Consider the following 23,747-nt stretch of genomic DNA (forward strand, 5'->3'; position numbering starts at 1 on the left):
TACCTTTTTCGGCTACAAAAATACCCAATAAAATCAGTTATTTAGAAATTCAGCTTTTAACACAATTATAAAGTAGGTTAACAATGATAAAGCCAATAAAAATTTGTATAACGCTTATAGCGTTTTCTTTATTGAGTCCGCTAACTTTTGCAGACCAAAGTCAAGTTCCTTTGTCCGCATTCGCAGCTAACCCCAGTTTCAGTCAAATGAAAGTTTCGCCCAATGGAGATTTTTATGCAGCCACGTTCCCGATTGAGGACCAAGTTCGTTTAGCTATTTTAAAGTCAGATACCTTTGAGTTAGTTCACCAATACTACTTCGGAGAGGAAGATAAGATAGCTCAATTTTGGTGGGCGAATAATGACCGTCTCCTTATGCGCACTACCCAGAAGTCAGGGCAATATGCGCAGTCTTTTCTAGACCCTAGGCTTTACGCAGCCGATATAGGTGGCAAAGTTGAGATGATCTTTAAAGAATACGCGAACCTATCCATTGCAAGCATGCTCCGGGAAGACAAAGATCATATATTAATTCGCTCTAATCATGAAAAGAAGCAGTTTCAGAACATATATAAACTGAATGTTTACACTGGTCGAATGCAAACTATCGCCAAAAGTCCTTTTAAATATTCGAACATTATTCTGGATAACAACGATGAGCCAAGAGTTGCTTTAGAGCAAGACGAAGATACAGGCGAAACTCGTGTTTGGCTAAAAGAAGATGATGACTGGACAATGCTAGATAGCTTTCCGCCTTTTAAAGGAAAGTCTTACAAAGGAAGTATTAGACCAATAAGTATCGCAGAGGATAATAACACTCTTTACTTATTATCTGACGAGGAGACATCAACACTATCTTTATACGAGTATGATTTAACGACGAAGAAAAAAACTTTAGTTTACGAAAACCCCACTGTCGATGTTTCACCAGTTTACGAAAAAATGCCAGGTTGGGGTACAGAGCGTCTTGTAGCCGTCACCTACGATGATGGCAAGCGTCGCAGAGAGTATATCGATGCAACCGGAAAGGCAGCTATAGAGTTCCAACAACTATCAGCCGCTTTTAACGGCGAATACCCATCTATAACTAGTCAAACGAAAGACGCTGGTATAGCAGTAATTAAAGCTTCATCAGATAAAAATCCAGGCACATTCTATGAATTTAATAGAGAAACGAATGAATTAAAGTTTCTAGCTAAAGTTCGACCAGAAATAGACCCAAGTAAAATGGCAAGCGTTGAATCTATCGAATTTGAAGCTAGAGACGGCCTTAAAATTCATGGATATCTTACAATTCCTTCAGGTAAAGAAGCAAAAGACTTACCACTGGTTGTTTACGTGCACGGGGGACCACACGGACCCAGAGATTATTGGACCTTTGACCCTTATGCCCAAGCTATCGCAAGCCGAGGTTATGCCCTACTTCAAATTAACTACCGGGGCTCTGGGGGCTACGGTAAAGAATTTGAGCAAATGGGCTTCGGGAAATGGGGTCAAGAAATGCAAGATGATCTAACCGATGGAACAAGATGGGCTATTAACCAAGGCATTGCTGACGCTGATCGAATTTGCATATTTGGCGGTAGTTACGGTGGTTACGCGTCACTTATGGGGGTAGTAAAAGAGCCTGACCTTTATCAATGCGCCGTTGGCTATGTTGGAGTTTACGACCTGCTACTTATGAAGGACACCGGTAATGTCGCGGAAAGACTTGATTGGGGGCTCGACTACCTAAACGAAGCATTGGGCGAGAGCGAAGAAAAGCTAAAGGCGATATCACCTCACTACCATGTTGATAAGATAAAGGCTGACGTATTTATCGTGCACGGTGGCCGTGATGAGCAAGCCCATTATGATAATGCGCTTAATATTCGCGAGCAGTTTAAAAAACATAACAAACCACTGAAGTGGATGTGGAAAGAAACTGAAGGACATGGTTTTGCAGATCCGGAAAATCGCTTGGATTTAATGGAAGCTATGGTTGAGTTTTTTGATAAAAGCCTGAAATAGCCTTCAGTATATAAGTGAACTTTCACTGTAAACTGCTAGTTAAAAAACAAGCCAGTTGAAGGCATATTAAAGTGCCCCCCAGTAATTGGATCTTCCAATTACTGGGGGGCTTTTTATTGGTAGAACGAAAGTTACAAGCGCTAAGGCTTAACCATTGAAGTAATTTATCACCTCTTGGTATAAGATTCATTCGCACGTTAGGGCTGTTCATCAGATAGGGCAGCAAACCCACAGCACTTCGGTGTGACAACGATTCAGAATATTTTTCGACGAAGTTAACAAGTTGGACAAAGAAGCCTAAAATAAGTTTGCTTTATATCGAGCCCGTTAAGCTAGCTCACAATGCCTACATCGAACGATTTAATCAAACAGCTCATCGCGAGTAGCTTGAATTAAAGATTCTCGAAAACGTTGAACGGAAACATCAAACCGTCTTGAAGACGGCAGCAACAGAATAACCTTTACCAATAATTTGGCGGACAGCTTCACCCTTAAATTCTGGACTGTATCGTTGGCTGTTCATAAACTTCCCTCCTATGCTCAAATAATAGCCAGAAATTGTCTATGATTCTCGGCCCACTCCATCTATGGCTATAAGGTGCCTATCAAATCAGTGGCGCTCCATACAGCTATAGCCGGCCCCTCCGAAATATTTCACGCAAGCAACTGACTAATTCGACGAGTAACCGCAGCTAAAGCGTGGGACTACATCTCACCTTCAAGTCATTCTATCCCCCTATACAGAAACGGTGAAGGCGCTACGCACTTGTCCTTTCGCGCACAAAAAAGCCTGGCTTAAGCCAGGCTTTTTGTTTCTATACACGGTTCACTTTTAGAACTTGTGGCTTACACGGAAGAATGCTCCACGTCCAAGAACTCGGTATGTAGATGGATCAGTACCACCGCCAAGTGCTTGGTCAATATATGGAGGGTTCTCATCAGTAAGGTTAGTTACACCTACTGATACGCGCGGCCCCCAAGGAGTTTCATAAGCTACTGACAAGTCATGATAAACTTGAGCATCTACTGAAACAGTTCCTGGGAAGTACAACAGTTCATAATCGATACCTGAAATGTACTCAGCTGCATAAGATACAGTTAAGTCATTCCAGAACCAATCTGTTGTAAAGTTAACTTTATTTTCTGGATAAGTTTCGCCAGTTACGAACTGAGAGTAAGTACCAGTAAAGTCAACAGCCTCAAGGTTACCTTCGTCATTTACAACTGTGTTTTCACGTTTCAAGACGTGAGTCCAGCCTAGGAATGTACGGAATTCACCAACTTCAGTATTGAAGTTATAAGAGAACTCAGTATCGATACCTTCAGCAACACGAGAAGTTAAGTTAGAAGGTAAAGTGACCACTTGCTCAATAATGCCGTCGTCGCCACGAGTGATATTATCACACAGAGATTGAACGCCATTAATACACGCATTCATAGTGTTCTGTGTAAGAACCGTATCGATAACGTTTTCGATGTTGATTTCATACCAGTCGACAGTTACGTTGAAGCCTTCCAAGAAATCAGGAGACCAAGCAACACCGATTGTTGTAGTATCACCTTCTTCAGGCTGAAGGTCTGGGTTACCACCTACACGAGAACGAACTTGTGAGTCAGTGCTTGAGTTACCACCCTGAGGAACACCTTCGGCTACACAAACTGATTGTTGTGATGCAGTCAGGTTGCTCCAGTTATCTGCTCGACATGGATCAGATGCAGATGGGAACGAGTCAGCCTGCGGACTAAACAAGTTTCCGATTGTTGGAGCACGGAACACCTCGCCATAAGTACCACGAATTAACAGGCCTTGATATGGCTGCCAGCGAATGCCAGCTTGATAAGTTGACTCACTGCCGAATGTGCTAAAGTCGTCATAACGAAGACCTAAATTAGCTTCCAAAGTTTCAGCTGCAGGAGCTCCTGAAAGAATTGGTAACGATACCTCACCAAACAGTGAGTTAACTGTGAATGAACCTTCTACACCGCCACCAGTGTTACCAGAAACTTCATCCAACGCTTTACCTGAATCAGGGGAGTATGCTGTCCACTCGCGGCGGTATTCATAACCAAATGCTGCACCAACGAAACCTGCTGGTAATTCAAATAAGTCACCGCTAGTAGATGCTGTAAAGGTGTCTAATTGAGAACGATAGTGGTCAGTTAAGTCTACTGATACGTAACCAAGCATTTCGTCTGTAAGTGACCCGTTACCGCCAGTAATGTTCATTGGAACACAACCTTCAATCACGTTACCCGGCGTACCACAAACAATATCTCCGTTAGCGTTCTCGAATGACGGACCTAAGGCTTTAGATAGGTTTGGTCCATAAAGTTGACCACGGTCGATATCCGTACGTTCACGATAGCCGTAATTGTAGTTGATATCGAAGTCCCAAGTATCTGTCAGGTAACCACGGATACCGAAAACACCTTGCGCCTGCAATACGTCTTGTTGGAACTCACGGTTCCCTTCTAATACACGACGGCGTAAACGTGTTACTGGCTCGCTGAATGGATTGTAGTAACTATCTGGAGATAGAGCTAAGTCGTCAGAGAACCCTGGATCGAATAACGTATCAAATGGCGTTGCCGCAAGGCGTTGTAAAGACTCTCGCTTATTCACTCTTAATTCAGTATAAGCCTGAACATCATCAGAGATTTTAAAATCTGCGTTAGAAAACACATTGATTTTGTTATACGGAGTCTGGATGAAGTTAACAGGCGCATAGTTGTAGGTGTCGTTATTAGCACCCGAGCCAACCCATTCGCGAAAGTCACTTTCTTCAGCTACAAAGCCTTCACCATCCCATGCTTCAAAGCCACCTGAGCCATCTTGACATGCTTCCAAGATATACTCTTGACCGCCGACATAGAAATGACCACAAGGTACAGAGCCTGAGCCTAATAAAATAGCGTTAGCATTTGGACCTTCGGCTGTCGGACCATTGGCAGTAATACTCTCACCGTCGAAACCAGCATAAGGAAGCTGGAAAAAGTCTACATTGTCTGCGTCGCCTTGACGAACTGGCGTTTGCTCAGTGATATCAACACCAAACACAATGTTTCCATCAGCAAACTCACGTCCAGCCACTACGCTGAAAGTACGCTCATGGTCTTTGTTCGCTTCAGTTGATGTTCTGTATTGAAAATTAACATCTACGCCCTGAACGCTTTTCTTGGTAATTACGTTTACAACACCAGCAACAGCGTCAGCACCGTAAACCGCGGAAGCACCATCTTTAAGTACTTCAATACGCTCAATCATAGATGAAGGAATAGTTTGGAAGTCCCCCCCATCTACAGTCCGGCGACCATTAACTAGTACTAGTGTACGCGCAGCGCCTAAACCACGAAGGTTAATTTGAACTGAACCGTTACCACCATTGTTGGTCGTTGTACCGATTGGTGAGCCTGACATAGCAGGCATTCTTTGGATGAAGTCACCAACGTCGGTAATACCAACTTTGGCAAGATCTTCACCTGTGAAAACCGATACAGGGTTTGCACCTTCAATATCAGTTTGCTTAATACGAGAACCAGTCACCTGGATTTTTTCAATATTGTTTTCTGCTTCAACATCTTGCGCATCTTGAGCGATTGCAAATGCAGGAAAACCTAATGACGCAGCTACCGCAGCTGCCGTTAGGCTTTTACGAAATGTTAAGTTTTTCATGAGTAAAAACTCCCTGGAACGTTTTTATTATTTCGCTTCTTTTATAGAAGCTGTTTAGAATCTAACAGGAAGTTAAGGAGTTGTAAACTTTTCGTGTAAAAATTGTTGGTAGTACTTTAAGGCTGCTAAAAAGCCGCCTACTGCGGCTTTGCAAGTAAGAGTCGTATATTTATTTTGACGCCTGAATACAATAACCAAAAATGCCACTCTCAGGAAACTCTACCTCTTGGGCAAGGACATTTTTAAAGCCTGCATTTTCAAACTGCTTTTCTATATTTTCCGGAGAGCTAAGCTGCTCAACCGCCTTCAATAATGTTTGAGTTCGTGCCTTATGCGCATTTATAGAATTCAAGTATCCTGCATAAACCTGACGTGAGTCAACCTCGCTACCTTTTGCTGCGGCTTGTAAGATATGTTTTGTTGCCTGCACAAAGTTCATCGCATGAAAAGCCGGGTTATGCTCATGCTTCCGTGCAAATTGATTCAGTGCCTGTTGTGCCTGCAATGCTGAGCGTGGCAAATTATTCGGACCTTGTTTAAGTAACGCATCTTGCAGTGGCGCTACAGACTTCTTCAAATGCTTAATCACCGATGGCGTTAAATCATATATAGCCTGACTTTTTTTATAGATAACCGATGACTCAGAGTGCATTAAGGCTATTAGGGAGCCACCTCGCTTCAACTGGGCACGCAAGTTCTTTAAGCCTTCTTCCATGTCGCCGTATTCAAGTCCATAATGCGACACGAACATACCAACCTTTTTATTGGAGGGCAGTTTGAAAGTTTCATAGGGCGTGTTACCAGAAAGCTTAAGCTCTTTATTTGGCGGGTTTATATCAGCTGAATCAATGCCCTGAATATCTAAATTTTTGCCTTTCTCTTCTGAGTATTCAGTGAGCCATTGCACAACCGCGCCATTACCAGTACCAATATCAACTATCGGTTGTTTTATATCGACTTCGTCGAAACGTTCAAACCAAAACTTACGCATTTGGTAAGCTTGTAGGCGCGACTTTTCATCTAGGAAGCTTGCTTTCGCACCACGTTGCCAATACTCAGTCCATGGATTTTTTGTTGTTTTCATTATTGCTCACTCCAGTACTACTACGACAGTATTTTCATGCTACCACAAAAAAGCCCGACTCAAAGAGCCGGGCTAATATACAAATCACTTTTAAAAAAGTGCTTTTTAGAAGCGCATGGTTACGCCTGCAAAGTAATAACGACCGGTTACATCGTAAGCTTCAGAAGCAGTATTGATACCGGTTCCACCGCTTACTGTACCTTGTGGTAACATAGGTGGTTTCTTATCGAACGCATTACGCACGCCAAAAGTAAACTCGTAGTTGTCGTTCATGACATAACCAGCCGAGATGTCGTGGTAAGTCACTGAACCTACGTTGTTGAACTCTTCTAGTGGTGCAAAGTTCGTAAAGTTGTAGTTGTAACCATTTGTCGAGTCTTTAGCACTGTCCCAATAACGCATTCTCCAAGAGAATGTTAAGTCATTAAGTGCATAGCTCAAGTTCAAGTTTGCGCGGTGGTTTGGCGTTGTGATTGAACCTTCATAAGTTTCAACGCTTCCATCGTAAATTGACTCTATTGAGTACTCGTCAATATAGTTCCAGATTAAATCTGCAGCGAACTGACCGTCAGCTATTTGAGTGCGGTAATTCAACTCAAGGTCAACACCCGAGGTGCTGATGATATTCTCGTTTGATGAGCTGCTATCTACATCGACAAGAACACCGTCAGAGCTGCGGAAAACTTGATCGTTACAGCTTGGATCAAAGTTATCCGGGCTCACTGAGTAGCAACGCTGTAGGACAGTTGAGCGACCAGTAATGGCAATTGCGTCTTCTACTTTAATGTCATAGTAGTCAACAGTTGCAGAGAGGTCGTCAGTGATTTGCCAAATAGCACCAACACTGTAAGTATCAGCCGTTTCTTCCTGGACATTCGGGTTACCACCTATCATACCGCCGGTACCCTGAGCTTCTGCTTGAGTCAAAGTAAACGAGCCATCTGCTTGTATACGGCTATTTACTGAAGCAATTGAGCGACAGTTTTCGGCGATATTGCCGGTTGTCGTTGCAGTTACGTCAACACACGGATCTGTAACACCCGCGAATGTTTCACCCGCTCCAGAATATAAATCCGAAATGTTTGGCGTACGGATAGCAGTTGCCGCTGATGCACGCAATTTAACACCATCGATTGGCTCATATTCAGTACCAAGGTTCCAGGTTGTCGCAGAACCGGCTGCTGAGTGATCAGAGTAGCGCGCAGCCAAATCTACAGACAGATCCATTAATACTGGAAGACGAGTTTCAAAGAAAATGTCTTTAGTGTCAAAACGGCCATTCGTTGGTTCTGAACGGTTTGTACTAGAAGCGCCTGTTTGAGCTAAGTCGCCTGGGCTATAAGTGCCTTTTTCTTCACGGTACTCAAGACCCCCCGCTAAACCTACGAAGCCGCCAGCTAATTCAATTGGTAAGTCACCTGAAACAACACTCTGCACTACAAACTGTTCTGCGGTGCCTGTTGCTTTTGCTGGAGTTGAAATGTAATCAACCGCAGCTTTAGAAACACTGTTCTCTCCAAACAAGTTCAGAGGTGCACAACCTTGCATACGAGCAATAGGGTCTGCACAAACTAAGTTGCCATTTGCATCTTCCACAACATCCAGAGCCAAACGTGCACGGTCAGTATTGATTTGGCCACCGTTTAACTGCTCTTGGTTTGTGCGGCCCCACGTCATGTAGGTATCCCAAGTCCAGTTGTAGTTAATGTCGTAAGTGAAACCAGAAGCAATACGCAGAGTGTCACGGGTAACGTCTGTAGAACGCGTTCCGAACTCGCTCATACGGCGCACAAAGGTGGTTTCATTTAGGTTATCAATACCTTCAGCCAATAAATTCTGACGCAATAGCTCAGGTACTAGCGGAGAGTATACGCTCATTCCATCAATAGGCTGTTCAACACGATGGTTCATCCAAAGATCTTCACCTATGTTGAATGGCGTCGGTTCAATTGTAGAGCCTTGAGTCTCTGCAGAGTTCCAGTGAACTGAACCAAATACACTCAAGTCACTTGCCAGGCTCTGGCGAATTTCAGCAGCCACATAGCGGCGCTCTAGTGGAGTTACTAACTGACGAGCGCTTGCGCGGTTAAAGCCACCTGAATACTCAGTTCCGTCACCGTTGTAACTATTATTTTCTGTTGTAATCCGGCCTTGAGGAGGATACGAAGACAGTACTTCGCCGACATACTCGTTACCGTTTTCATCCAAAAGGATTGCGCGGTCTACCGCTGAGAATTCACGATCCGTAGATTTCAAACCTTCGTCGTTGTCAATACCGAATGAGAACCAAGCGTTACCACCGTCCCAGTTCTTACCTGTAGTGAAATTGATGTTCTGGGTTTGACGATCGTGCTCGCCTGAAATACCCGCTTGAGCGTTAACTTCAACACCTTCGAAATCTTTACGGGTAATAATATTAACAACACCGGCAACAGCATCAGAACCGTAAACAGCAGATGATGCGCTTTTCAAGATTTCAATACGCTCGATCATTGCTGTTGGAATTGCATTCAAGTCAACTGCGTAACCTGTTGAAGGATCAACACCTGAAACAAAACGCTGACCGTTAACCAAAACAAGGGTACGCGCCGCACCCATATTACGTAATTCTGTTGTATTTAAGCCAACAGTCGTTGTGCTAAATGCTGAGTTAGACTGATCTGAGCCAGCTATAGCTACTGGAGACATATTCAAAACCTGTGCAACGTTGATAGCACCTGTTTGAACAATGTCATCACGTCCGATAACCGTTACCGGCACTGGCGTTTCCATATTGGTGCGGCTTAGGCGTGAACCTGTTACTTCGATTTTTTCGATATTATTTTCAGATGCGTTGTCTTGCGCTACCGCAGGAAAGGATAACGTAGACGCAACCGCAAGCGCAGTCATGCTGCGACGGAACAGTTTATTATTCATGAGATTACTCCCTGGAACATTTATTGTTTTAACGTTGCTTGATTGGCGAAAAGCAACCTGTCCCCATAACAGGGGATTAACCTTTTAACTCTCAGGGGCAATCTTTTCAAGGGTTTTACATGGGTTTTCTTTAAGAGGTCAGCCTGTTCGATTATTAAACAAACAGAACGATTATTATGCCACCTGATATATTAATAAATTTAACATTAGTTACTTTTTCAGTAACAGATGTTTTGCAGTTAATTCATTTTCATTAACAGAGTATGCTTGCGCCAAAAACAACTCACCACAGGCAATTGCATCGGTGAGTGCATGATGTGAACTATAATCAGGTAACCCGTATCGCTTACGGCATGCTGATAACGTAAGAGAGTCTTTTCGCACAGCCCCTTTCGCCTTCTCAAGCCGCTTCTTCTCAAACGCTAAGGTGTCAAATACAGCAAGCGGCTTCATAGGAATGTCATACGCTTTTTCGACTTGCTTCAAAAACCCCCAGTCCATTCCCTTGTGGTGGCAAACCATTACTGCATCATTGAGCGCGCGACTCAGCATTGCAAAGGTTTGTTTTGGGTCTGAGCTATGCACGAAATCGTCTTTCGTTAACCCATGAATGGTTGGGCTCTGCCCTAAGTCTATTTCCTGCCCATGAGCAAAAACGTGGTACTGTGCATTACCGAGTTGTATTGCGGGGGGGTGTATACTAACCCAGGCAATCGACAGTATGTCATGCTTCGTCGGGCTTAAGCCCGTACTTTCAATGTCCAAAGCAACATACCGAAGCTGCTGCCAAGGCTGTTTCAATTGCTGCCGACGGTCATACCAGTTCGCAAGTTGTTGTAACCAACTCCCCATTAGTAGCCCTGCCTACTGAACTTCAGCCCAACGCCTTGCTGTGCTTCTTTTATAATGCGAAACGCACTTTTCAGCTGTCTTCTGGAAAGCGTGCTCAGCTCATCAGGATCAATCGCATTTTTAGGCTTATTTGTTCCCCATACTTTTAATTGGTGATTGAGTCTGAGCTGGGTCAAAAACTCCCACGCTTCCAACAATGACTGATTGTCTTTTGAGTTTAGCAGCCGACTTTCTTTCAACGCCTTTAAGCGGGCTACGGTACCTGGAACTATCAGTCCCTCTTTTAATGAATAAATTCTCGCAATATCGTTAATTAACGCAATTCCATAGCGCTTTATATCAATGGTGTCTTCACCGTCCGCATCTGAGGTCCGTAGCCGATTAAAAAGGCCTAAGGGCACTTGTATCTTATTGACTAAAATAGCCAGGTTCCCCAAGAACATATCGTTATTCGCTAACTTAGCTATTTCTTCTCTATAAGTTTGATAAAAACGACCTTCACCCATTACTGGTCGACTATCGAAGAATATCTGGCAATACATGAGTGCTTTGGGAGTCGGGCTCGTTATCCAGCCATTAAACTTTTCCTTCCATTCATCGATAGTACCTCGGCACTCAGGGTTCGAGGCCATAATATTGCCAGGGCATAAGGGAACACCACAATCACCCAAGCCTTCACACACATATTCCCCCAAACCGGCAAACCACTCCTTTTGTGATTTTGAGAGACCATTGCTCAGCAGTAGCCCGTTATCCTGATCGGAACTTAACGTTTGATCTTCCCTTCCCTGAGATCCGAATGCTAGCCAGCTGTATGCGGCAGGCGCAGCACCGTGCTCTTGCTCATACAATTTGATCAGTTGACGCGTCATACCATCTGTTACTGAAGCCATTAACCGACCTAATACCGAGGTTTGTTTTACTCGGCTTGCAAAGGTTTGCAGGTAATCAGGTAACTTCGCAGCTTCTTCTATTAACTGCTTTTTGCTCTCTGATTTTCGAATTGCACTAATAAGGAAAACAGGATCACTGCGCTGCTGACGTATTAGATCCGTGGCTGTTATCATTCCAACTGGTTGATTATTGTCATTTATAACAGGAAGATGATGAATATTGCTCGAGGTCATTACCGTCAGAGCATCCATTAACGAGCGATTTTCGTTTACTGATTCGGGCAATTGAGTCATCACCGCTGAAACTCTTATGTCTAAAGGCAATCCCTCTGCAATAACACGATTCCTTAAATCCCTATCCGTTAAAATCCCGACTAACTGGTTGTCATCAACAACTAAAACTGATGAGATTCCGTTATTTGACATAAGTCTAGCAGCGTCTTGGACTGATGTTTCACTATGCAAACTGATCGGATCTTTAGCGACGATGGAACGAACAGTTTGCTGGCTCCAATCGGATTCAGAGGTCGTATTTGCTTTTCGTTCGGTTAGTAACCGCTGCCCATGGGCTTTAATAAAGTATTGTTCAAACTGCTTTGACACTTTTCGAAGACGATCGAACGCATGTTCAGGCAGCACGTACACAATGCCATCTTTTAACGTCTTTAGTTTGTTGGTGATTTCCCTCCCCGTAAGTAATGACGGATAACCAAACAAGTCTCCACTTTCTAGCCTCTCAATCAGCTCACCATCTGAAGAGCGTAAATCGAAAATGCCTGAACGTACAATAAATAGCGCTGGCCTCATTGAGTTCATGACATCATTGCAATTCTCTTCGTTTAAATACACCGACTGCAACTGCGAAATCACCCAACTCAGATGTTCCTTCTGAAGCTCATCGAAGGGCGGACATTGTTTTAAAAAATCAGATGCTTCCATAATATGAAACCTCTGTTTGCATTAAAAAAAGCCCAGCTCGAAGGCTGGGCTTGTTTACTCAAAAGCAATTAATGCGACTGAGCTTCACCGGATCCTTTCGGATACCGTATTGACTCAACCAATTCCTGAATGTCTTCAGGAGCGTCACCTGTTGCTTTGTGTACGATTGTTGCAACGATAAAGTTGATAATCATACCCAGAGTACCTATGCCTTCTGGCGAGATACCAAACAGCCAGTATTCAGGCGTGTTCAGTTCTGGCGATACAAACTTAAAGAATACAATGTAGCAGAAGGTGAATAGAATACCCACAACCATACCTGCAACAGCACCTTGACGGTTCATGCGCTTATGGAAGATACCCAGAATTATCGCAGGGAAGAAGCTTGCTGCAGCTAAGCCGAACGCAAAGGCGACCACCTGCGCCACGAAGCCGGGCGGGTAAATACCAAAGTAAACAGAGATAATAATGGCCGTTGCAGCCGCAACCCGCGCATAGAAGAGCTCTTTCTTATCAGTGATATTTGGCATCAAATTTCGCTTCAATAAGTCATGCGAAACCGATGTCGATATTACCAATAATAAGCCTGCGGAGGTCGATAGCGCGGCGGCTACACCACCAGCAGCAACAAGCGCAACAACCCAAGCTGGTAAGTCAGCTATTTCAGGGTTAGCCAAGACCATGATGTCACGGTCGATTGTCATCTCGTTGCGTTCATCACCCGAATAGAACATTTTTCCATCTTCGTTCTTATCTTCCCAGGTAATTAGGCCTGTTTTCTCCCAGTTTTTAACCCAACTTGGTGCATTTTCATATTCAACACCTTGTAATTCAGGCCCGTTAACCGTATTAATCAGGTTCACTTTAGCGAAAGAAGCTATAGCCGGTGCGGTCAAATACACGACAGAAATAAACGTCAGCGCCCAAAATGCTGAGCGGCGTGCATCACGTACTTTTGGTACAGTGAAAAAGCGCACAATAACGTGTGGTAAACCAGCTGTACCAACCATTAGCGCTGCCGTAATAAAGAATACATCTATTTTACTACGTACACCTTCGGTATATGCAGCAAAGCCGAGTTCCTGTGAAAGCCCATCAAGCCTTTCTAACAAGTAACTCCCCTCACCAGGGACTCCCTGTGCAATTGTTGCCCCAAAGCCAGTCTGTGGTAAGAAATGATCGGTCATTAATAGTGAAATGAATACCGCAGGTACGACGTAAGCGAACATCAATACTACGTATTGCGCTACCTGAGTATAGGTAATACCTTTCATTCCGCCCAGAACCGTATAGAAAAATACGATGACTGCGCCAATAATAACACCGGTTGCAATGTCGACTTCTAAGAAGCGTGAAAATACCACACCAACGCCACGCATCTGACCTGCAATGTACGTAAAGCAGATAAGAATGGCGCACAGCACTGCGATAGTGCGTGCCGTTTGTGAATAATAACGGTCACCGATAAAATCCGGTACAGTAAACTTACCGAACTTACGTAGGTACGGTGCAAGACACATCGCCAGCAATACATAACCACCGGTCCAACCCATTAGATAAACTGAGCCGTCATAACCAGCGAAAGCTACGATACCCGCCATTGAAATGAACGACGCTGCCGACATCCAATCAGCCGCTGTTGCCATACCATTAGCAACGGGGTGTACACCGCCACTTGCAACATAGAAATCGTTTGTCGATCCGGCACGAGACCAAATTGCGATACCGATATATAACGCGAAGGTCAGGCCGACTATAATAAATGTTAGCGTTTGAATATCCATAGCGCATTAGTCCTCATGAACGGCGTATTTGTTATCGAGTTTTGCCATGCCTTTCATATAAATAAAGATAAGCACGATGAAGGTAAGAATGGAGCCCTGCTGAGCAAACCAAAATCCAAGCTTAAAGCCGAAAAAGGTTATCTCGTTGAGTACATCCACCAAAATGATTCCAAAGCCATAAGAAACGATAAACCAGACCACTAATAGCTTTAACATTAAGCCTAGGTTTTCTTTCCAGTACGCTTTGGCATGATCTTCACTTTCAAATGCCATAAACGTCCCCTCCAGTTGTTCAAATTAATATTGTTATTGGGTCGCTAACAAATGTAGGAGGGTTTGTTAAATGAGGGAATTGGACTTTGGTCGTAGCTTGAAATTTAAATATAAAAAAACCCCAGCCGGTTTGGCTGGGGTTATTTATTTGAAGTCTGGCGGTGACCTACTCTCACATGGGGAGACCCCACACTACCATCGGCGCTGGTGTGTTTCACTTCTGAGTTCGGGATGGATTCAGGTGGTGCCACACCGCTATGGCCGCCAGACATAAACTGTCACAACATAAAAAACTGATTCTAACTAATTTGCCACTCTCTTGCCGCTTAGCAGAGTCGCTCGCTTGTGCGTAACGTCTCAAACAACTTCGGTGTTGTATGGTTAAGTCTCACGGGCAATTAGTACGGGTTAGCTCAACGCATTACTACGCTTCCACACCCCGCCTATCAACGTCGTAGTCTTCAACGACCCTTCAGAGCACTCTAAGTGCTAGTGAGAGCTTATCTCGAGGCTCGCTTCCCGCTTAGATGCTTTCAGCGGTTATCGATTCCGAACATAGCTACCGGGCAGTGCCACTGGCGTGACAACCCGAACACCAGAGGTTCGTCCACTCCGGTCCTCTCGTACTAGGAGCAGCTCCTCTCAACTCTCAAACGCCCACGGCAGATAGGGACCGAACTGTCTCACGACGTTCTAAACCCAGCTCGCGTACCACTTTAAATGGCGAACAGCCATACCCTTGGGACCGACTTCAGCCCCAGGATGTGATGAGCCGACATCGAGGTGCCAAACACCGCCGTCGATATGAACTCTTGGGCGGTATCAGCCTGTTATCCCCGGAGTACCTTTTATCCGTTGAGCGATGGCCCTTCCATTCAGAACCACCGGATCACTATGACCTACTTTCGTATCTGCTCGACGTGTCTGTCTCGCAGTTAAGCTGGCTTCTGCCATTGCACTAACCGTACGATGTCCGACCGTACTTAGCCAACCTTCGTGCTCCTCCGTTACTCTTTGGGAGGAGACCGCCCCAGTCAAACTACCCACCAGGCACTGTCCACAACCCCGATAAGGGGCCTATGTTAGAACATCAAACATACAAGGGTGGTATTTCAAGGATGGCTCCACACCAACTAGCGCCAGTGCTTCTAAGCCTCCCACCTATCCTACACATGTAGGTTCAATGTTCAGTGCCAAGCTGTAGTAAAGGTTCACGGGGTCTTTCCGTCTAGCCGCGGGTACACAGCATCTTCACTGCGATTTCAATTTCACTGAGTCTCGGGTGGAGACAGCGTGGCCATGGTTACACCATTCGTGCAGGTCGGAACTTACCCGACAAGGAATTTCGCTACCTTAGGACCGTTATAGTTACGGCCGCCGTTTACCGGGGCTTCGATCAAGAGCTTCGCCTAAGCTAACCCCATCAATTAACCTTCCGGCACCGGGCAGGTGTCACACCCTATACGTCCTCTTTCGAGTTAGCAGAGTGCTGTGTTTTTAATAAACAGTCCCAGCCACCTGGTCACTGCGACCGCCAGCAGCTTATGACGCGAAGTCAATCACCACCAGCGGCGTACCTTCTCCCGAAGTTACGGTACTATTTTGCCTAGTTCCTTCACCCGAGTTCTCTCAAGCGCCTTAGTATTCTCTACCTGACCACCTGTGTCGGTTTCGGGTACGGTCGATGTTCATCTGAAGCTTAGAGGCTTTTCCCGGAAGCAGGGCACCAGCAACTTCACACCCGTAGGTGCTCGTCTCGTGTCTCAGCCTTAGCGACCCGGATTTGCCTAAGTCACCAGCCTACGCACTTTCACGCGGACAACCAACGCCGCGCTTGCCTAGCCTTCTCCGTCCCCCCATCGCAATGAACATCGGTACAGGAATATTAACCTGTTTCCCATCGACTACGCGTTTCCGCCTCGCCTTAGGGGCCGACTTACCCTACCCTGATTAGCATGGGATAGGAAACCTTGGTCTTCCGGCGTGCGGGTTTTTCACCCGCATTATCGTTACTCATGTCAGCATTCGCACTTCTGATACGTCCAGCAAACCTCTCGATTCACCTTCATCCGCTTACAGAACGCTCCCCTACCCAGTAGTAAACTACTGCCGCAGCTTCGGTGTATGGCTTAGCCCCGTTACATCTTCCGCGCAGGCCGACTCGACTAGTGAGCTATTACGCTTTCTTTAAAGGGTGGCTGCTTCTAAGCCAACCTCCTAGCTGTCTGTGCCTTCCCACATCGTTTCCCACTGAGCCATAACTTTGGGACCTTAGCTGGCGGTCTGGGTTGTTTCCCTCTCCACGACGGACGTTAGCACCCGCCGTGTGTCTCCCGGATAGTACTCATTGGTATTCGGAGTTTGCATGGGGTTGGTAAGTCGGGATGACCCCCTAGCCCAAACAGTGCTCTACCCCCAATGGTATTCGTCCGAGGCTCTACCTAAATAGATTTCGGGGAGAACCAGCTATCTCCGGGCTTGATTAGCCTTTCACTCCTAGCCACAAGTCATCCCCTAATTTTTCAACATTAGTGGGTTCGGTCCTCCAATTGATGTTACTCAATCTTCAACCTGCTCATGGTTAGATCGCCCGGTTTCGGGTCTATACCCTGCAACTCAACGCCCAGTTAAGACTCGGTTTCCCTACGGCTACCCTATACGGTTAACCTTGCTACAAAATATAAGTCGCTGACCCATTATACAAAAGGTACGCAGTCACGGAACAAGTCCGCTCCTACTGCTTGTACGTACACGGTTTCAGGTTCTGTTTCACTCCCCTCGCCGGGGTTCTTTTCGCCTTTCCCTCACGGTACTGGTTCACTATCGGTCAGTTGGGAGTATTTAGCCTTGGAGGATGGTCCCCCCATATTCAGTCAAGATAACACGTGTCCCGACCTACTCGTTTTCACTTTTCATGCACCTTCACATACCGGGCTATCACCGTCTATGGCTCTGCTTCCCAACAGATTCTGTTAGCACATGTAAAGCTTAAGGGCTGCTTCCCGTTCGCTCGCCGCTACTAGGGAAATCTCGGTTGATTTCTTTTCCTCCGGGTACTTAGATGTTTCAGTTCTCCGGGTTCGCCTCCTGGCACCTATTTTATTCAGTGCCGGATACTGAGCAAGCTCAGTGGGTTGCCCCATTCGGAAATCCATGACTCAAGTGGCTCTTACTGCCTCGTCATGGCTTATCGCAAGTTAGTACGTCCTTCATCGCCTCCAACTGCCTAGGCATCCACCGTGTACGCTTAGTCACTTAACCATACAACCCGAAGGTGTCTGGAATACATGACCAAGATTGTTTGTTCTCGCTGTACACAAGTTCGATACGCCTCTACCTTACGGTTTGTTCAAGTAGAGTGGCATTTCTTACTTTATTTACAATCAGCTTTCCATGTTGTTAAAGAGCGTGTAACACAAAGTTACCGGTAAACATTCTTAACCAAGAACACTTAACGCTAACGGTTACAAGAGAAGAAGTGGTGGAGCCAAGCGGGATCGAACCGCTGACCTCCTGCGTGCAAGGCAGGCGCTCTCCCAGCTGAGCTATGGCCCCGTTGTGGGCTTTCGACCACCCCCGATAAGGGAATTTCAAGCAAGGAAAAACCTGATACTTGAAATACTTTTGGCATTCTGGCAAGGCAAGAGGGTGCGAAGCATAGCCTGCTATGCGAGTACCCGAATAACGCCGTCCAGAATGACAAAATGGTGGGTCTGGGCAGACTTGAACTGCCGACCTCACCCTTATCAGGGGTGCGCTCTAACCAGCTGAGCTACAGACCCAGTTTCTTCTCTTTTAATATCAAGCCTGCAAACTGTGTGAGCACTCACGTCCGTTCGCAATAATGTAAGGAGGTGATCCAGCCGCAGGTTCCCCTACGGCTACCTTGTTACGACTTCACCCCAGTCATGAACCACACCGTGGTGATCGTTCTCCCGAAGGTTAAACTAACCACTTCTGGTGCAGCCCACTCCCATGGTGTGACGGGCGGTGTGTACAAGGCCCGGGAACGTATTCACCGTGGCATTCTGATCCACGATTACTAGCGATTCCGACTTCATGGAGTCGAGTTGCAGACTCCAATCCGGACTACGACGCGCTTTATGAGATTCGCTTACCCTCGCAGGTTCGCTGCCCTTTGTACGCGCCATTGTAGCACGTGTGTAGCCCATCCCGTAAGGGCCATGATGACTTGACGTCGTCCCCACCTTCCTCCGGTTTATCACCGGCAGTCTCCCCAGAGTTCCCGGCCGAACCGCTGGCAACTAAGGATAAGGGTTGCGCTCGTTGCGGGACTTAACCCAACATCTCACAACACGAGCTGACGACAGCCATGCAGCACCTGTCTCAGTGTTCCCGAAGGCACTAATCCATCTCTGGAAAATTCACTGGATGTCAAGGGATGGTAAGGTTCTTCGCGTTGCATCGAATTAAACCACATGCTCCACCGCTTGTGCGGGCCCCCGTCAATTCATTTGAGTTTTAACCTTGCGGCCGTACTCCCCAGGCGGTCAACTTAGTGCGTTAGCTGCGTTACTCACGTCTTAATGACACGAACAACTAGTTGACATCGTTTACGGCGTGGACTACCAGGGTATCTAATCCTGTTTGCTCCCCACGCTTTCGTACCTCAGCGTCAGTCTCTGACCAGGTGGCCGCCTTCGCCACCGGTATTCCTTCCAATATCTACGCATTTCACCGCTACACTGGAAATTCTACCACCCTCTTCAGGACTCTAGCGTGCCAGTTCTAAATGCAATTCCCAGGTTGAGCCCGGGGCTTTCACATCTAGCTTAACACACCGCCTACGTACGCTTTACGCCCAGTAATTCCGATTAACGCTTGCACCCTCCGTATTACCGCGGCTGCTGGCACGGAGTTAGCCGGTGCTTCTTCTGTGGCTAACGTCAACTGTAATCGCTATTAACGATTACCCTTTCCTCACCACTGAAAGTGCTTTACAACCCGAAGGCCTTCTTCACACACGCGGCATGGCTGCATCAGGCTTGCGCCCATTGTGCAATATTCCCCACTGCTGCCTCCCGTAGGAGTCTGGGCCGTGTCTCAGTCCCAGTGTGGCTGATCATCCTCTCAGAACAGCTAGGGATCGTCGCCTTGGTGAGCCTTTACCTCACCAACTAGCTAATCCCGCTTGGGCTCATCTTTAGGTGTGAGGCCCGAAGGTCCCCCACTTTGGTCCGTAGACATTATGCGGTATTAGCCACCGTTTCCAGTGGTTGTCCCCCGCCTAAAGGCAAATTCCCAAGTATTACTCACCCGTCCGCCGCTCGTCAGCAGAGAAGCAAGCTTCTCTCTGTTACCGCTCGACTTGCATGTGTTAGGCCTGCCGCCAGCGTTCAATCTGAGCCATGATCAAACTCTTCAATTAAAAGCAGTTCAATCAACTCAATGAATTACGCGTTTTGCTACTTAATGTAGCTGAACACTCATTCAAAAGTTGCAATACATATTTCTGTTTTGCGTAACTTCTGCAAGTGCCCACACAGTTTGCTTGGCTTGATAGTATTGTTAAAGAGCGTTGCTTCTTCCGAAGCAGGGAGGCGTATTCTACACTTCCCGATGATTTCGTCAACCTCTTTTTCTGGACTTTTTGCCCGGCTGACTCAACCGCCGTTGTTCGACTTAACTCAGCGAGTATCTCGTGACAACGGCGGCGAATTATAGAGATCTTTTTGGACCTTTCAAGATCTTTTTTGGAATAAATGATCGTTCGGTCAGATCGTAATCAATTTGATGGTTTAATCGTCCTTTTTCTCTTCTTTCGCTGCTTTCTTATCTGTATCACCGTCCTGATTAAAGTCGGCATCATCATCGTCGTCATCACCGACAACGTGCTCTAACTTCAGTTTTTTTACGTTTTTAATCGTGAATATCGGCCCTGACAAAGCGTAAAGGAAGAAGATAGAGAAGAGCACTAACGAAGGCTGTGTTGCAACCACAACAAAAGCCAACACGATGACCAGTATCACTAAGAAAGATACCTTACCTTTCCAGTCTACATCTTTGAACGAATGGTAACGGAAGTTGGTCACCATTAATAAGCCTGCACAAATAGTAATAACTGCGGCAATTCCACCGATATCAGCGCCTTCAATACCATACTCTGAGCCAACCCAAACCAAACCGGATACAATTGCCGCAGCGCTTGGAATTGCGAGTCCCTGAAAGTAACGTTTATCCGAGCTTCCTAAATTCGTATTAAAGCGCGCCAAGCGTAAAGCGCCACCAGCAACAAAGATGAATGCGGCCAACCACCCCAGCTTTCCTAAGTCTGCAAGCGCGTAATTATACATAACCAAAGCTGGAGCCATACCAAAAGAAACGATATCCGCCATGCTGTCAAATTCAGCGCCAAAGTCACTTTCGGTATTGGTCATTCTCGCGACACGCCCATCAAGCCCATCAAAAATCATGGCGATAAAAATCGCAACAGCCGCTTCAACGAAGCGCTCATTCATAGAGGCAACAATGGCATAGAACCCAGAAAACAGACCTGCCGTTGTGAATAGGTTTGGCAGTAAGTAAATACCCCGGCTTTTGCCGTTAGTATTTGAACTATCGTTACTCATGCAGAAACACTCTTAGTTATTAATAGAAAGTGATCAGGTTATCACAACAAGGCTTCGGGTAGGAAATCCCAAAGCCTTGTTAGCGACTTTACTGACTAATTACTAAAGCTTCATTTTCAACACTGACTTTTATTGGTTTAGCAGGCTGAATCTCTCCCGACAAGATTTTCTGCGCCAAAGGATTCTCAAGTTCGTGTTGAATCGCTCGTTTCAGAGGGCGTGCCCCAAAAACAGGATCGAAGCCTGTACGAGCCAGGTGCGCTAAAGCGTCATCATCCACCTCTATTTCAAAGTCTTTCTCTTCCAGACGTTTAAACAACAGTTGCAACTGGAATTGAGCAATTGAACGAATTTCATGTTCACCTAATGGGTGGAATACCACGGTGTCATCGACTCGGTTAATAAACTCAGGTCTGAAGTGACGACCCAGGACTTCCATGACTTCCGCTTTCATTTGTTCGTACGTATGCTCTTTTGCATGCTCTTGTATGAGATCAGACCCCAAGTTAGATGTCATAATAATAACGGTGTTTTTAAAGTCGACAGTGCGACCCTGTCCGTCAGTTAAGCGACCATCGTCCAACACCTGAAGTAGTATATTAAATACATCAGGGTGCGCTTTCTCTACTTCGTCAAGCAAAATAACCGAATATGGCTTGCGGCGAACCGCTTCAGTCAAATAACCGCCTTCTTCATAACCTACATAACCCGGAGGTGCACCAACCAAACGAGCGACAGAGTGCTTTTCCATAAACTCAGACATGTCGATGCGAACCATCGCGTCGTCCGTATCGAACATAAAGTTCGCCAATGCTTTCGAAAGCTCGGTTTTACCGACGCCTGTTGGACCCAGGAATAAAAATGAGCCAATAGGCCTGTTTGGATCGCCCAAACCAGCGCGAGACCGACGAATAGCGTTTGCTACCGCTTCAACCGCCTCATTCTGTCCAACCACTCTATTGTGCAAGTTTTCTTCCATGTGAATGAGTTTTTCACGCTCACCCTCCAGCATTCTTGCAACCGGTATGCCCGTCCAGCGGGAGAGCACATCAGCAATTTCTTCGTCAGTTACACGGTTTTTAAGCAAACTCATGTCCTGCATTTCAGCTTGCAAGGCCAAGTCGAGCTGACGTTCTAGTTCCGGAATTCGGCCATACTGAAGTTCAGACATACGATTCAAGTCCCCCGCGCGGCGGGCAATATCCATGTCGGTGCGCGCTTGCTCAAGTTGCGCTTTAATATGCTGGGTGCCCTGCACGGCCGCTTTTTCAGTATTCCAGACTTCCTCTAACTCTTTGTATTTACGCTCTTGGTCGTCTAACTCTTCGTGTAACGTTTCCAAACGCTTTTTACTGGCATCGTCTTTTTCTTTCTGAAGCGCCTGACGCTCCAGCTTCAGCTGAATAATCCGTCGCTCTAGTCGATCCAAATCTTCCGGTTTGGAATCGATCTGCATACGAATACTCGATGCGGCTTCGTCAATTAAATCAATGGCTTTATCGGGTAGCTTGCGATCACTGATGTAACGGTGCGACAAAGACGCTGCTGCAACGATTGCAGGGTCAGTGATTTCTACCGAATGATGCAGCTCATAACGCTCTTTCAACCCCCGCAAAATCGCAATGGTGTCTTCTACGGTTGGCTCATCGACCAAGACTTTCTGGAAACGGCGTTCTAAAGCGGCGTCTTTCTCAATATATTGGCGGTATTCGTCTAATGTTGTTGCACCGACGCAATGAAGTTCGCCACGAGCAAGCGCTGGTTTCAGCATGTTGCCTGCGTCCATAGCCCCCTCAGCTTTACCAGCACCGACCATAGTATGCAGCTCATCAATAAAGAGGATGATTCGGCCTTCCTCTTTCGACAGCTCATTAAGAACCGCTTTGAGTCGTTCTTCAAATTCACCGCGGAACTTCGCCCCCGCTAAAAGAGAACCTAAATCCAGTGATAATACACGTTTGTGTTTCAACCCTTCGGGCACTTCTCCGTTAACAATTCGTTGCGCTAAGCCTTCAACAATCGCAGTTTTGCCCACCCCCGGTTCGCCAATAAGAACCGGATTGTTTTTAGTACGGCGCTGTAACACCTGGATAGTCCGGCGGATTTCTTCGTCCCGGCCAATGACGGGATCAAGTTTGCCCTGCTCAGCACGTTCCGTTAAATCAATCGTATATTTATCGAGGGCTTGACGTTGCTCTTCAGCGTTCGGATCATCGACTTTTTGACCATCGCGAATATCATTAATGGCTTTTTCCAGCGCATCTCGCTTTATGCCCTGTGCTTTGAATATTTCACCTAATTTGCCTTTGTCTTCTGTTGCTGCGAGTAAAAACAGCTCAGAGGAAATATAAGAATCATTGCGCTTTTGGGCGTATTTATCACACAAGTTAAGAAGTTGCGCAGTTGCCTGCGAGAGCTGAACGTCGCCGCCCGTACCTTCTACTTGCGGCAATGCATCAAGCGCTTTTGACAGACTTGCTCTGAACTGCGGGATATCGACACTTAGCATCGTGAACAGCGGGCGAACTGAACCACCATTTTGATCGAGTAGCGCCTGCATTAAATGCACAGGTTCAATAAATTGATGGTCACGACCCAATGCCAGCGACTGCGCATCGGCAATCGCCATTTGGAATTTGCTGGTGAATTTATCGTGTCTCATGGTACTACCTCACTTAAATCTTTCGTTGATTTAAATGTGGGTACTTTTTGGGCGTTTTCAAGTTTTTAGCGA

General features: G+C 46.1%; 10 protein-coding genes, 2 tRNA genes, 3 rRNA genes and 1 pseudogene. 1 reads left to right on the top strand and 15 read right to left on the bottom strand.

Annotated features, from left to right (window positions below):
• Positions 1-83 precede the first annotated feature (83 nt).
• Entirely contained in the window at positions 84-2,009 is a 1,926-nt protein-coding gene (locus CEW91_RS09310) for a S9 family peptidase (RefSeq protein ID WP_088768698.1), read from the top strand.
• Between the two features lie 414 nt (positions 2,010-2,423).
• Here CEW91_RS09310 and CEW91_RS12495 read toward each other — a convergent pair.
• The 15 genes and pseudogenes from CEW91_RS12495 to clpB form a co-directional block, all read right to left on the bottom strand.
• Positions 2,424-2,532: pseudogene (locus CEW91_RS12495) on the bottom strand (transposase); the annotation flags it as partial.
• 309 nt (positions 2,533-2,841) lie between these two features.
• Positions 2,842-5,682: a TonB-dependent receptor domain-containing protein gene (locus tag CEW91_RS09315; RefSeq protein WP_088768699.1), complete on the bottom strand. Its 2,841-nt coding sequence runs from the start codon at positions 5,680-5,682 to the stop codon at positions 2,842-2,844.
• A gap of 169 nt (positions 5,683-5,851) precedes the next feature.
• A complete protein-coding gene (locus CEW91_RS09320; RefSeq protein ID WP_088768700.1) occupies positions 5,852-6,766 on the bottom strand; it encodes an SAM-dependent methyltransferase in 915 nt (304 codons plus the stop codon).
• 105 nt (positions 6,767-6,871) lie between these two features.
• Positions 6,872-9,682 (bottom strand): TonB-dependent receptor domain-containing protein, encoded by a 2,811-nt coding sequence (locus CEW91_RS09325; RefSeq protein ID WP_088768701.1) that lies wholly within the window; start codon positions 9,680-9,682, stop codon positions 6,872-6,874.
• Between the two features lie 210 nt (positions 9,683-9,892).
• On the bottom strand, positions 9,893-10,534 hold the full coding sequence (locus tag CEW91_RS09330) for a 3'-5' exonuclease (RefSeq protein WP_088768702.1): 642 nt from the start codon (positions 10,532-10,534) through the stop codon (positions 9,893-9,895).
• Positions 10,534-12,366: a DUF294 nucleotidyltransferase-like domain-containing protein gene (locus CEW91_RS09335; RefSeq protein ID WP_088768703.1), complete on the bottom strand. Its 1,833-nt coding sequence runs from the start codon at positions 12,364-12,366 to the stop codon at positions 10,534-10,536. The genes CEW91_RS09330 and CEW91_RS09335 overlap by 1 nt, the downstream gene beginning before the upstream one ends.
• Positions 12,367-12,434: 68 nt before the next feature.
• Positions 12,435-14,150, bottom strand: a complete 1,716-nt coding sequence (locus tag CEW91_RS09340) for a sodium:solute symporter family protein (RefSeq protein WP_088768704.1) — start codon at positions 14,148-14,150, stop codon at positions 12,435-12,437.
• Positions 14,151-14,156: 6 nt separating this feature from the next.
• Complete coding sequence (locus tag CEW91_RS09345; RefSeq protein ID WP_088768705.1) at positions 14,157-14,423, bottom strand: DUF4212 domain-containing protein; 267 nt, start codon at positions 14,421-14,423, stop codon at positions 14,157-14,159.
• A 153-nt stretch (positions 14,424-14,576) separates the two neighbouring features.
• Positions 14,577-14,692 (bottom strand): 5S ribosomal RNA (gene rrf / locus CEW91_RS09350).
• Between the two features lie 108 nt (positions 14,693-14,800).
• Positions 14,801-17,684: ribosomal RNA gene (locus CEW91_RS09355) — 23S ribosomal RNA — on the bottom strand.
• A gap of 218 nt (positions 17,685-17,902) precedes the next feature.
• Positions 17,903-17,978, bottom strand: a tRNA-Ala gene (locus tag CEW91_RS09360).
• 150 nt (positions 17,979-18,128) lie between these two features.
• Positions 18,129-18,205 (bottom strand) — tRNA-Ile (locus CEW91_RS09365).
• 65 nt (positions 18,206-18,270) lie between these two features.
• A 16S ribosomal RNA gene (locus CEW91_RS09370) occupies positions 18,271-19,812 on the bottom strand.
• Together the 16S, 23S and 5S rRNA genes with 2 tRNA genes alongside form the textbook arrangement of a ribosomal RNA operon.
• Positions 19,813-20,182: 370 nt before the next feature.
• Positions 20,183-21,013: a CDP-diacylglycerol--serine O-phosphatidyltransferase gene (gene pssA, locus CEW91_RS09375; protein WP_088768706.1), complete on the bottom strand. Its 831-nt coding sequence runs from the start codon at positions 21,011-21,013 to the stop codon at positions 20,183-20,185.
• An 88-nt stretch (positions 21,014-21,101) separates the two neighbouring features.
• Entirely contained in the window at positions 21,102-23,675 is a 2,574-nt protein-coding gene (gene clpB / locus CEW91_RS09380) for an ATP-dependent chaperone ClpB (protein WP_088768707.1), read from the bottom strand.
• Positions 23,676-23,747 lie beyond the last annotated feature (72 nt).

Source organism: Idiomarina piscisalsi (genome assembly GCF_002211765.1).
Lineage (GTDB): Bacteria > Pseudomonadota > Gammaproteobacteria > Enterobacterales > Alteromonadaceae > Idiomarina > Idiomarina piscisalsi_A.

Excerpts from the sequence above, each read along its gene's own strand:
- CEW91_RS09340 (WP_088768704.1), bottom strand. The coding sequence starts at position 14,150 with ATGGATATTCAAACGCTAACATTTATTATAGTCGGCCTGACCTTCGCG.
- CEW91_RS09315 (WP_088768699.1), bottom strand. The coding sequence starts at position 5,682 with ATGAAAAACTTAACATTTCGTAAAAGCCTAACGGCAGCTGCGGTAGCT.
- CEW91_RS09330 (WP_088768702.1), bottom strand. The coding sequence starts at position 10,534 with ATGGGGAGTTGGTTACAACAACTTGCGAACTGGTATGACCGTCGGCAG.
- CEW91_RS09325 (WP_088768701.1), bottom strand. The coding sequence starts at position 9,682 with ATGAATAATAAACTGTTCCGTCGCAGCATGACTGCGCTTGCGGTTGCG.
- CEW91_RS09345 (WP_088768705.1), bottom strand. The coding sequence starts at position 14,423 with ATGGCATTTGAAAGTGAAGATCATGCCAAAGCGTACTGGAAAGAAAAC.
- CEW91_RS09310 (WP_088768698.1), top strand. The coding sequence starts at position 84 with ATGATAAAGCCAATAAAAATTTGTATAACGCTTATAGCGTTTTCTTTA.
- CEW91_RS09335 (WP_088768703.1), bottom strand. The coding sequence starts at position 12,366 with ATGGAAGCATCTGATTTTTTAAAACAATGTCCGCCCTTCGATGAGCTT.
- pssA (WP_088768706.1), bottom strand. The coding sequence starts at position 21,013 with ATGAGTAACGATAGTTCAAATACTAACGGCAAAAGCCGGGGTATTTAC.
- CEW91_RS09320 (WP_088768700.1), bottom strand. The coding sequence starts at position 6,766 with ATGAAAACAACAAAAAATCCATGGACTGAGTATTGGCAACGTGGTGCG.
- clpB (WP_088768707.1), bottom strand. The coding sequence starts at position 23,675 with ATGAGACACGATAAATTCACCAGCAAATTCCAAATGGCGATTGCCGAT.